Below are 10,252 nucleotides of genomic sequence, written 5' to 3' on the forward strand. Positions count from 1 at the left end.
CTCTTCAAACCACGTCAGCTTCATCCACAACCTCAAAACAGTGTTTTGAGCTGACTTCGTCAGTTCTATCTACAACCTCAAAGCAGTGCTTTGAGCAACCTACGGCTAGCTTCCTAGTTTGCTCTTTGATTTTCATTGAGTATGAGCAAATTTCTATCTTGATTTTCAGATAAAAATCTTTCCTTCTGTGGCCTCTTCTTACGCTTGAGAAGGGCTTCAGCCGACATGGCTTCTTCCTTACTGGCAAAACCTTGAGCATAGATAAGTTTGACTGGCAAGCGTGCTCGTGTGTATTTGGCTCCCTTCCCACTATTATGGACAGCGAGGCGTCTCTTCACATCAGTCGTATAGCCTGTATAGTAGGATCCGTCACGGCACTCCAGCACATACATATAAGCCTTATAATCCATAATAAATCTCTTCGAGTTCCGGCGTATAAGAGCCATCATCATTGTGAACAATGAGAGGTGGCAAGACCTTAAAGCCACTTGTCGAGCCATCCTTGATAGCCTCAATCAAAAGCATATTGGCTTCTTTTTCCCGCTTTGGATAAACAAACTGCAGGCGCTTAGGGGCTAGATTATGCCGTTGTAACGTATCCAAAATATCCAGAAGTCGATCAGGACGATGAACCATGGCCAAACGACCATTAGACTTGAGAATACTCTGGGCACTACGACAGATTTCCTGCAAATTGGTCGTGATTTCATGGCGCGCCAAGAGATAATGTTCACTCTCATTTAAGTTGGAATGAGGATCCACCTTGAAATAGGGCGGATTACACAAAATCATATCCACCTTACTTCCCTGGATGTAAGCAGGCATATTTTTCAAATCATCACAGATGACCTCCATCTGCTCTTCCAAACCATTCAAACGGACAGAGCGTTCAGCCATATCCGCCAAACGCTCCTGAATCTCAACAGCCAAAATCTGTGCCTGAGTCCGAGTGCTAGCAAATAGCCCTACTGCTCCATTTCCAGCGCAAAAATCCACTATCAAGCCCTTTTTAGGAAAACGCGGAAAACGTGACAAGAGAACACTATCCACCGAATAGCTAAAAACCTCTCTATTTTGAATAATTTTGATATCTGTTGAGAAGAGCTGGTTAATTCGCTCCCCTGATTTTAATAATTGTTCTTCTTCCATGGTCCTATTATAGCAGATTTATATTAACATTACAAAAAATATAAAATTCTAAACTACTTCTTCTTTTTTAAATAGTGCAAGGCTTCTCTAGTCCAAATTGGCATCATTCGTTTAAGAGGCGCAAAGCCGTAGTTAAAACGGTCGCTTGAAAAGCGTCTCCGTCTCGGAAACTGGTGCTTTTCTTCCTCCAAAGTGCGGATAGAAAGACTTGCTTTCCCTGTAAATTCATCTAAATCCACTACCTGAACCTGAACCTCTTCATCGACTTTCAAGGCTTCATGAATATTTTCAATAAATCCTGTCCGAATCTCTGAAATGTGAATCAGCCCCGTATCACCCGTCTCTAGCTCAACAAAGGCACCGTAGGGCTGAATCCCTGTAATACGCCCCTTTAGCTTATCACCGATTTTCATCTTAGTCCTCGATTTCAATTGTTTCAATCACAACATCTTCAACTGGCTTGTCCATCGCCCCCGTCTCAACAGCAGCAATGGCATCCAAGACAGCGTAAGAAGCTTCATCAGCTAGCTGACCAAAAACCGTGTGACGGCGATCTAGGTGAGGAGTTCCACCTTGATTGGCATAGATTTCCGCAATCGGTTCTGGCCAACCACCACGAGCAATTTCTTTTTTAGAATAAGGCAGGTGTTGATTTTGCACGATAAAGAACTGGCTGCCGTTGGTATTTGGACCAGCATTTGCCATGGAAAGAGCACCACGGATATTGTAAAGCTCTTCTGAGAATTCATCCTCAAAAGATTCGCCGTAGATTGACTCGCCACCCATACCAGTTCCAGTTGGGTCTCCACCTTGGATCATAAAGTCCTTGATAATACGGTGGAAAATGACACCATCATAGTAGCCATCTTTTGAAAGAGATACAAAGTTAGCCACTGTTTTAGGAGCATGCTCTGGGAAGAGCTTGATACGCAAGTCCCCGTGATTGGTCTTAATAGTCGCGATAGGACCTTCTACTGTTTCAATGTCTACTTGTGGGAAATGCAATTCTTTTTCTACCATACCAAATCCTTCTAAGGCATCAAAAATGCCATCTTCTTCTAGTGTTTTTGTTATATAATCTGCTTTTTCTTTGATGTTATCATGAGAAATTCCCATTGCAACGCTGATTCCAACATAATCAAAGAGTTCCAAGTCATTCAGCCCATCTCCAAAAACCATAACGTTGTCTGGTTTCAAGCCAAGGTGTTCCACAACCTTTTCCACACCCGTCGCTTTGGAGCCTGAAATCGGAACAATATCAGACGAATGTTGGTGCCAACGAACCATGCGAAGTTTATCTGAGAGACTGTCAGGTAAGTGTAAGTCATCTCCCTTATCTTCAAAAGTCCACATCTGATAGATGTCTTCTTTCTCATGGAAATCTGGATCCACATCTAAATCAGGATAAATTGGATTGATAGCCTCACTAATCATATCGGTGCGAGTCGACAACTTGGCAGCATGACTCCCAACCAAACCATACTCAATTCCCTCTTGCTTAGCCCAAGAGATATACTCCTCAACATCAGACTTCTCAATCTGATGTTGATAAATGACCTGACCTTTTTTATCTTCAATATAGGCACCATTTAAGGTTACAAAAAAGTCAGGCTTGAGTTCACGAATTTCTGGCACGACACCAAAAATCCCTCGTCCAGAAGCAATACCTGTCAAAATTCCTTTCTCACGTAATTGCTTAAAAACAGCTGGGATTGAAGCCGGAATAAAACCTGTCTTGGAATTCCGCAATGTATCATCAATATCAAAAAAGACAATCTTGATCTTCTTTGCCTTATATCTTAATTTGGCATCCATCTCACTACCTCTTTCAATCTAACTCTTTCCATTATACCATAAAGTAGAGAAATCCCACATCCCCAATAAAATCCTTGTCTCTTATCCGAATTCTTTTACTAGATACAAAACCAAATCATCATTATTTTGGCTAGTTGCATTCATTTCCAAGGGTTGATTTCGATACCAGACACCTGTCCCATCTGGAATGTAGCCCCGTCTGATATACAATCTCTGGGCAGGGCCATAGCCTAAGTGCAAACCTACACCAAGAGTGACCTTACTCGAAACAAACTTGACTCGTTTTTCTGCTTCTTCTAGCAATTGATTCCCAATCCCTTGATTTCTAAAAGGCTCAAACACATTAAAATCTGATAATTCTGGATAGACTTCTGCAAAAGGACCATGTTTAGCAGAGGGCAAAATGGTAACGTAGCCCGCTACAGCACCATCAATCTCTGCAACTAAGACTTCTCTCTCCCCACTTTCCTGTTCCAGAAAATATCTAGCCAAAATTTCCTCTCTACCAGGCCAACCTTGATTCATAAAGCCATGAGATAAGGATTCAATATCAGACTTAATCATATTTCTAATCGTACAATTCATCTTTGACTTACCCACCTTTACTCTTTCTATTACCATTATAGCACGCCAAGGTCAGAAAAAAACTATCTCGTGAAAAAAAGATCCGTTGGGGTCTTAATTCGCATTCTTGTTTCCAAGCTCATGAAAAAGAGGTCCCCCTGACCTCAACTCGCTCTCTCATTTCAAGGCTCGTGAAAAAAAGACCCAACCGGGTCTGAAAAAGAGGCCCACCCGGACCTCTTTTTTAATCTTCGTTTACGAAAGGCATCAAAGCCATTACGCGAGCGCGTTTGATAGCTGTTGTTACTTTACGTTGGTTTTTAGCTGAAGTTCCTGTTACACGACGAGGAAGGATTTTCCCACGTTCTGAAACGAAACGGCTAAGAAGCTCAGTATCTTTGTAATCAACATATTCAATTTTGTTTGCTGCGATGTAATCAACTTTTTTACGGCGTTTGAATCCGCCACGACGTTGTTGAGCCATGTTTTTTCTCCTTTATAATTTTAGTTGTCCATTAGAATGGTAAATCATCATCTGAAATATCCAATGGGTTTGTTGCTCCAAATGGATTTTCATCACGTGAAAAGTCTGGTACTGAATTTGTAGGCGCTGAATAGTTTGCAGTTGGTGCAGAGTAAGCTCCACCTGTATGACCTTCACGCACACTACGGCTTTCTAACATTTGGAAATTCTCAGCCACGACCTCTGTCACGTAGATACGTTGTCCTTGCTGGTTATCGTAACTACGAGTCTGGATACGGCCTGTCACCCCGATAAGTGAGCCTTTTTTAGCCCAATTAGCAAGGTTCTCAGCCTGTTGACGCCACATAACGACATTGATAAAATCAGCCTCACGTTCGCCATTTTGACTCTTAAATGTACGGTTTACTGCAAGAGTAAAAGTCGCAACTGCTACATTTGATGGGGTATAACGCAACTCAGCGTCACGTGTCATGCGCCCTACAAGTACAACATTGTTAATCATAGTTTACCTTCTTACGCGTCAATTTTGACGATCATGTGACGAAGAATGTCAGCGTTAATTTTTGAAAGACGGTCAAACTCTTTAAGAGCTGCATCGTCGTTTGCTTCAACGTTAACGATGTGGTAAAGTCCTTCACGGAAATCTTTGATTTCGTATGCAAGACGGCGTTTTTCCCAAGATTTTGATTCAACAACAGTTGCACCGTTGTCAGTCAAAATAGAGTCAAAACGTGCTACCAAAGCGTTTTTAGCTTCTTCTTCAATGTTTGGACGAATGATATAAAGAATTTCGTATTTAGCCATTGATATGTTCCTCCTTTTGGTCTAATGACCCCAAGACTTTGCAAGGGGTAAGTGAGGTTCGCTCACAATAAACTATTATACTAGAAAAATTTTTTTTACGCAAGTAAAAACTCTGATATGCGAAAAAACGCCACATGGGCGTTTTCCTATTCTTACGGTTTAATACGGTGCAACATACGTGGGAATGGAATGGCTTCACGGATATGTTTTGTTCCTGCTGCGAAGGTTACCATACGCTCGATACCGATACCAAATCCACCGTGTGGAACTGTACCGTATTTACGAAGGTCAAGGTAGAATTCATACTCTGTACGATCCATGCCAAGTTCATCCATCTTAGCGACAAGGGCATCGTAGTCTTCCTCACGCATAGACCCACCGATAATTTCTCCATAGCCTTCTGGAGCAAGCAAGTCTGCACAAAGCACGCGCTCTGGATTTCCAGGAACTGGTTTCATATAGAAGGCCTTGATGGCTGCTGGGTAGTTCGTGACAAAAGTTGGCACACCAAAGTGGTTTGAAATCCAAGTTTCATGTGGTGAACCAAAGTCATCACCATGCTCAAGATGTTCGTAGTCAGCGTCTTCATCATTCTCATGTTCTTGCAAGAGGTCAATGGCTTGATCGTAAGTGATACGTTTGAATGGCTCTGCAATGTAGCGTTTCAAGAGCTCTGTATCACGTTCCAAGGTTTCCAAGGCTTGAGGCGCACGGTCAAGAACACCTTGTAGAAGAGCTTTCACATAAGCTTCTTGCAAGTCAAGCGACTCATCATGTGTCAAGTATGAGTACTCTGCATCCATCATCCAGAACTCGGTCAAGTGACGGCGCGTTTTTGATTTTTCAGCACGGAAAACTGGACCAAAGTCAAAGACACGACCAAGAGCCATAGCACCTGCTTCTAGGTAAAGCTGACCTGATTGGCTCAAGTAGGCTGGCGTTCCGAAGTAGTCCGTTTCAAAGAGTTCTGTTGAATCTTCTGCCGCATTTCCTGAAAGAATTGGGCTGTCAAATTTCATGAAACCGTTCTTGTCAAAGAACTCATAAGTTGCATGGATAATAGCGTTACGGATTTGCATCACGGCCACCTGCTTACGAGAACGGAGCCACAAGTGACGGTTGTCCATCAAAAAGTCTGTACCGTGTTCTTTTGGTGTGATTGGGTAGTCTTGAGATTCACCGATCACTTCGATGTCTGTGATGTCCAACTCATAGCCAAATTTAGAACGTTCGTCCTCTTTGACAATACCTGTCACATAAACAGACGTTTCTTGGCTCAAGCGTTTGATGACATCAAACTTCTCAAGTCCTACTTCTTCACCAAATTTTTCGACAAAGTTTGGTTTAAAAGCCACACCTTGGAAGAAGGCTGTTCCATCACGCAATTGCAAGAAGGCAATTTTCCCTTTTCCTGATTTGTTGGCAACCCAAGCGCCAATCGTCACTTCCTGACCAACATAGTCTTTTACATCAATAATCGTTACACGTTTTGTCATTATTTTTCCTTTTTCTTTTTTATTCTTTATGGCAAACCACTTCTATATTGTTCCCATCTGGGTCAATCACAAAAGCAGCGTAGTAAATCGGATGCTCACTGCGATAATCAGGAGCCCCATTGTCTCGCCCACCTGCCTCTAAACCAGCCTCATAACAAGCCTGAACTTCTTCCTTATTTTCTGCTAAAAAAGCAAAGTGAATAGGATCTTGTGTCCCCTGAGCCAGCCAAAAATCACCACCAGGATGAGGGCTGTTCGGGGCAAGAAAACTGATTAGAGAACTAGTCTTAAAAGCCAATTTATAACCCAAAGGAGCGAGAAAACTCTTATAAAATCCTTCTGAAATTTGTAAATCCTTTACCTTAATCTCAAAATGATCAATCATTCTCACTACCCATAAATGCTTTCAAGCGTTTAACTGCTTCTTTAAGCGTGTCTAGGTCTGTCGCATAGCTGAGGCGGACATTTTCTGGTGCTCCGAATCCTGCTCCTGTTACCAAGGCCACTTCGGCTTCTTCTAGGATAGCGGTTGTAAAATCTGTCACATCTGTATAGCCTTTCATCTCCATAGCTTTTTTGACATTTGGGAAGAGATAGAAAGCTCCTTGCGGTTTGAGCACTTCAAATCCTGGCACCTCAGCAAGAAGGGGATAGATGGTATTGAGACGTTCCTCAAAAGCCTGACGCATGCTTTCTACAGTATCTTGCTCACCTGATAGAGCCTCAACTGCTGCATACTGGGCTACTGCTGACGGATTCGAAGTTGTTTGACCTGCAATCTTGGACATGGCAGCAATAATGTTTGCTTCTCCAACGGCATAGCCAATCCGCCAACCTGTCATGGCATAGATTTTAGACACACCATTGATGACCACTGTTTGCTTGCGAATTGCCTCAGATAGGCTAGAAATCGGTGTGAACTCATGACCATTATAGACCAAGCGCCCATAGATATCATCTGCTAGAATGAGAATATCCTTTTCTACAGCCCAGTTTCCGATTGCCAAGAGTTCCTCACGGGTGTAAATCATACCTGTCGGATTGGATGGCGAATTCAGCACCAAAACCTTGGTCTTGTCTGTGCGAGCTGCTTCTAACTGCTCTACGGTCACCTTAAAGTGATTATCTTCCTTAGCAGGAACAAAGACTGGCACACCTTCTGCCATCTTGACCTGGTCTCCATAGCTTACCCAGTAGGGGGTTGGGATGATAACTTCATCACCTGGATTGACCACAGCCATAAAGAAGGTATAGAGAGAATATTTGGCTCCAGCAGCGACTGTCACTTGATTTGGCGCTACAGAATAGCCGTAAAAGCGTTCAAAGTAAGTATTGACCGCTGCCTTGAGCTCTGGCAGGCCTGAGGTTACTGTATAAAAAGAAGCACGCCCATCTCGAATCGATGCAATGGCGGCATCTTGGATATTTTTTGGAGTAGTGAAATCTGGCTCACCCAAGGTTAGAGACAGGATATCTCTTCCCTCAGACTTGAGTGCTTTGGCACGAGCTCCAGCAGCCAAGGTCACACTTTCTTCCATTTCTAAAACACGGTTGGATAGTTTCATAGGCCCTCCTTATTGACCAATACTCCTGTTTCAAAATCTACTAGATAAAAATCAGAGCCTGACTTGACTTCCCAGATTGGTTTGTCTTGATAACGGCCAAAGGTAATCTTGTCAATCTCGCCAGCTCCTTTTTCCTTCGAAACAGCTTCTGCTTTTTCTTGTGAAACACCTTGATTTAGCTGATAAACGTAAATCTTGTGGTCATCTTTTCCAATCAGGACAGCAAGTGCTTCTTGTTTTTTATTACGGCCAAGAACGCTATAATAGGATTCCAAGCCATTGTATAAGTCAACCTGATCAGCCTGCTCTAATCCTGCATACTGCTGAGCTAATTTTTCTCCTTCACTTTTAGCTGTTTGATAAGGTTTCATACTCAGAAACACTAGATACAGAAAGGAAGCACTGATAACCACAAACAAAATCGTCATCCCTAGACCATACTGCCACAGTAGATTATTTTTTGCTTTGTTTTGTCTTTTTTTCACTCGTCTATTTTACCATCTATTGGGCTTTATTACAAGTGAATGCAAGAATACTCTTCTAAAATCTCTTCAAACCACGTCAGCTTTATCTGCAACCTCAAAGCTGTGCTTTGAGCAACCTGCGGCTAGCTTCCTAGTTTGCTCTTTGATTTTCATTGAGTATAAGCAACCAATTCTATTTCTTCCTTCAAACAAAACCGATTTTGAAAGTGAAACAGTTCTTACTTTTTCAGTCACAAATGACTAGAGTTTCCGAAATTTTACAATTTTCAAATAAACTCTGAGCAAATTTCTTGCAAGTTGTTTTGCTTTGTTGTAATATATTTTATAACAACGAGAAAATTCTCGTAAATTTAAGAAAAAGGAGACACATCATGTCTAAAAAAGTATTATTTATCGTCGGATCACTACGCCAAGGTTCTTTCAACCACCAAATGGCGCTCGAAGCTGAGAAAGCACTTGCTGGTAAAGCGGAAGTTAGCTACCTTGATTATTCAGCCCTTCCTCTCTTCAGCCAAGATTTGGAAGTTCCAACTCATCCAGCTGTAGCTACTGCTCGTGAAGCGGTTCTCGCTGCGGATGCTATCTGGATCTTCTCTCCAGTCTACAACTTCTCTATCCCTGGAACAGTAAAAAACTTGCTTGACTGGCTATCTCGCGCCCTTGACTTGTCTGATACACGTGGCGCTTCTGCCCTTCAAGACAAGTTTGTCACCGTATCATCTGTAGCCAATGCCGGTCACGATCAACTTTTCGCTATTTACAAAGACCTCTTGCCATTTATCCGTACACAAATCGTTGGTGATTTCACTGCTGCACGTGTCAATGACTCTGCTTGGGCAGACGGAAAATTGGTTCTTGAAGAAACAGTCCTAAACTCACTTGAAAAACAAGCGGAAGACTTGGTCAATGCGATCAAGTAACTAACATAATAAAAGCGAACAAGACTACTTTTCTGACACTCAGAAGACTAGCTTGTTCGCTTTTTTTCTCATTTATAAACTAAAATAGCTGATGATACATATTGCCAAATACAAAATATCTGATTTCTATACTTCCTTAACAAAAACCAATTCCTGTGGCTGGGACAGATCTTCTCGGTAGGTAAATCCTGCAAAGCTTAAGCGACGAGCTTCCTCCACCGTCTGTACTTGATTTTCTATCAGGGCTGTCAGGAAGGCACCACGCGCTTTCTTGGAAATGGTTGAGTGAATTTTCAGCTGACCGCCTCTATCCTCCATAAATTTGAAGATCACCATTTTTTCTCTGATTTCCTTAGAAAATACCGTCTCAAACTCGGACGACAAGAGGGAGAAAATCACTTCTTCCTGCTTCACAGCTTCATCATAGGCTGCCTTCCAATGACTCTTTAAAGTCTTACCAGCGACTTTTAACTTCATCAAAAAGTCCAAACGGTGAGGGGCCATAGATGACAAGGCTGGAACGACACCGTACAAAGCCGAAGTAATAAAGACATGATTTTCAAGATAGGCTTGTTCCGCCTCGGTCAACTTATCTCGCTTGATATGGCGGTACATAAGCCCATCAAAAAGTTTAAGAGCTGGGTAGTGTTGAGCAGTTTGCCTTTTCAAAGCTTGGATATTTTGACATTCTTCCGCAGCCTTCTCGGCTGATACCTTATAAAAACTCTCCAATTGACTAGCAGAATAGAGGGCCAAGGCATCCAGCACGGCCTGACTTTCTGGTATTAAAGGTGTTGCCTCGATACTCGGCAAGTCTGTGTTCATTTCTTTTGCTGTAGGGATTAAAATTTTCATATTGATAGTGTAGCATATTTTTTAGCCACAACCAAGAAATTCATCTGATACTCAATGAAAATCAAAGAGCAAACTAGGAAGCTAGCCGCAGGCTGTACTTGAGTACGGCAAGGCG

At 42.3% G+C, this 10,252-nt stretch carries 14 protein-coding genes; 1 reads left to right on the top strand and 13 read right to left on the bottom strand.

The window, feature by feature from the left end; genetic code table 11:
• Window positions 1–113: 113 nt before the first annotated feature.
• From HT691_RS10885 to HT691_RS10940, 12 genes are all read right to left on the bottom strand, one after another.
• Window positions 114–410, bottom strand: coding sequence for a GIY-YIG nuclease family protein (locus HT691_RS10885; RefSeq protein ID WP_023933163.1), 297 nt, complete (start codon window positions 408–410; stop codon window positions 114–116).
• Window positions 400–1,149 (bottom strand): tRNA1(Val) (adenine(37)-N6)-methyltransferase, encoded by a 750-nt coding sequence (locus HT691_RS10890; RefSeq protein WP_023933164.1) that lies wholly within the window; start codon window positions 1,147–1,149, stop codon window positions 400–402. The genes HT691_RS10885 and HT691_RS10890 overlap by 11 nt, the downstream gene beginning before the upstream one ends.
• 53 nt (window positions 1,150–1,202) lie before the next feature.
• Window positions 1,203–1,562: a S1 RNA-binding domain-containing protein gene (locus HT691_RS10895; protein ID WP_000689593.1), complete on the bottom strand. Its 360-nt coding sequence runs from the start codon at window positions 1,560–1,562 to the stop codon at window positions 1,203–1,205.
• 1 nt (window position 1,563) lies between these two features.
• Window positions 1,564–2,964, bottom strand: coding sequence for a bifunctional Cof-type HAD-IIB family hydrolase/peptidylprolyl isomerase (locus HT691_RS10900; protein ID WP_054388390.1), 1,401 nt, complete (start codon window positions 2,962–2,964; stop codon window positions 1,564–1,566).
• A gap of 81 nt (window positions 2,965–3,045) precedes the next feature.
• Window positions 3,046–3,549, bottom strand: coding sequence for a GNAT family N-acetyltransferase (locus HT691_RS10905; RefSeq protein ID WP_004244450.1), 504 nt, complete (start codon window positions 3,547–3,549; stop codon window positions 3,046–3,048).
• 223 nt (window positions 3,550–3,772) lie between these two features.
• Window positions 3,773–4,012 (bottom strand): 30S ribosomal protein S18, encoded by a 240-nt coding sequence (rpsR, locus tag HT691_RS10910; protein WP_000068664.1) that lies wholly within the window; start codon window positions 4,010–4,012, stop codon window positions 3,773–3,775.
• Between the two features lie 31 nt (window positions 4,013–4,043).
• Entirely contained in the window at window positions 4,044–4,514 is a 471-nt protein-coding gene (ssbA, locus tag HT691_RS10915) for a single-stranded DNA-binding protein SsbA (RefSeq protein WP_000609598.1), read from the bottom strand.
• 11 nt (window positions 4,515–4,525) lie between these two features.
• Window positions 4,526–4,816 (bottom strand): 30S ribosomal protein S6, encoded by a 291-nt coding sequence (rpsF, locus tag HT691_RS10920; RefSeq protein WP_001151777.1) that lies wholly within the window; start codon window positions 4,814–4,816, stop codon window positions 4,526–4,528.
• A gap of 152 nt (window positions 4,817–4,968) precedes the next feature.
• Window positions 4,969–6,315, bottom strand: a complete 1,347-nt coding sequence (gene asnS / locus HT691_RS10925; RefSeq protein WP_161802647.1) for an asparagine--tRNA ligase — start codon at window positions 6,313–6,315, stop codon at window positions 4,969–4,971.
• 16 nt (window positions 6,316–6,331) lie between these two features.
• Window positions 6,332–6,697, bottom strand: coding sequence for a VOC family protein (locus tag HT691_RS10930; RefSeq protein WP_000565214.1), 366 nt, complete (start codon window positions 6,695–6,697; stop codon window positions 6,332–6,334).
• Window positions 6,690–7,877, bottom strand: a complete 1,188-nt coding sequence (locus HT691_RS10935; protein WP_000777796.1) for a pyridoxal phosphate-dependent aminotransferase — start codon at window positions 7,875–7,877, stop codon at window positions 6,690–6,692. Before HT691_RS10935 ends, HT691_RS10930 begins: the two co-directional genes overlap by 8 nt.
• On the bottom strand, window positions 7,874–8,362 hold the full coding sequence (locus tag HT691_RS10940) for a DUF5590 domain-containing protein (RefSeq protein WP_000747244.1): 489 nt from the start codon (window positions 8,360–8,362) through the stop codon (window positions 7,874–7,876). The genes HT691_RS10935 and HT691_RS10940 overlap by 4 nt, the downstream gene beginning before the upstream one ends.
• A 371-nt stretch (window positions 8,363–8,733) precedes the next feature.
• On the opposite strand from HT691_RS10940, the gene HT691_RS10945 reads away from it, so the two are divergent.
• Window positions 8,734–9,282 carry an NADPH-dependent FMN reductase gene (locus tag HT691_RS10945; RefSeq protein WP_000039623.1) on the top strand — a complete coding sequence of 183 codons (549 nt, stop codon included), beginning with the start codon at window positions 8,734–8,736 and terminating at the stop codon, window positions 9,280–9,282.
• 126 nt (window positions 9,283–9,408) lie between these two features.
• Here HT691_RS10945 and yaaA read toward each other — a convergent pair whose 3' ends face one another.
• Window positions 9,409–10,137 (bottom strand): peroxide stress protein YaaA, encoded by a 729-nt coding sequence (gene yaaA / locus HT691_RS10950; RefSeq protein ID WP_023933180.1) that lies wholly within the window; start codon window positions 10,135–10,137, stop codon window positions 9,409–9,411.
• Window positions 10,138–10,252: the final 115 nt, after the last annotated feature.

Origin of the sequence: Streptococcus sp. 477 (assembly GCF_013277295.1) — a bacterium.
GTDB lineage: Bacteria > Bacillota > Bacilli > Lactobacillales > Streptococcaceae > Streptococcus > Streptococcus pseudopneumoniae.

Bases quoted from the DNA above. Each gene is read 5' to 3' on its own strand.
- yaaA (WP_023933180.1), bottom strand. From the start codon at position 10,137: ATGAAAATTTTAATCCCTACAGCAAAAGAAATGAACACAGACTTGCCG.
- rpsR (WP_000068664.1), bottom strand. From the start codon at position 4,012: ATGGCTCAACAACGTCGTGGCGGATTCAAACGCCGTAAAAAAGTTGAT.
- HT691_RS10905 (WP_004244450.1), bottom strand. From the start codon at position 3,549: ATGAATTGTACGATTAGAAATATGATTAAGTCTGATATTGAATCCTTA.
- HT691_RS10885 (WP_023933163.1), bottom strand. From the start codon at position 410: ATGGATTATAAGGCTTATATGTATGTGCTGGAGTGCCGTGACGGATCC.
- HT691_RS10945 (WP_000039623.1), top strand. From the start codon at position 8,734: ATGTCTAAAAAAGTATTATTTATCGTCGGATCACTACGCCAAGGTTCT.
- HT691_RS10935 (WP_000777796.1), bottom strand. From the start codon at position 7,877: ATGAAACTATCCAACCGTGTTTTAGAAATGGAAGAAAGTGTGACCTTG.
- rpsF (WP_001151777.1), bottom strand. From the start codon at position 4,816: ATGGCTAAATACGAAATTCTTTATATCATTCGTCCAAACATTGAAGAA.
- HT691_RS10930 (WP_000565214.1), bottom strand. From the start codon at position 6,697: ATGATTGATCATTTTGAGATTAAGGTAAAGGATTTACAAATTTCAGAA.
- ssbA (WP_000609598.1), bottom strand. From the start codon at position 4,514: ATGATTAACAATGTTGTACTTGTAGGGCGCATGACACGTGACGCTGAG.
- HT691_RS10895 (WP_000689593.1), bottom strand. From the start codon at position 1,562: ATGAAAATCGGTGATAAGCTAAAGGGGCGTATTACAGGGATTCAGCCC.
- HT691_RS10900 (WP_054388390.1), bottom strand. From the start codon at position 2,964: ATGGATGCCAAATTAAGATATAAGGCAAAGAAGATCAAGATTGTCTTT.
- HT691_RS10890 (WP_023933164.1), bottom strand. From the start codon at position 1,149: ATGGAAGAAGAACAATTATTAAAATCAGGGGAGCGAATTAACCAGCTC.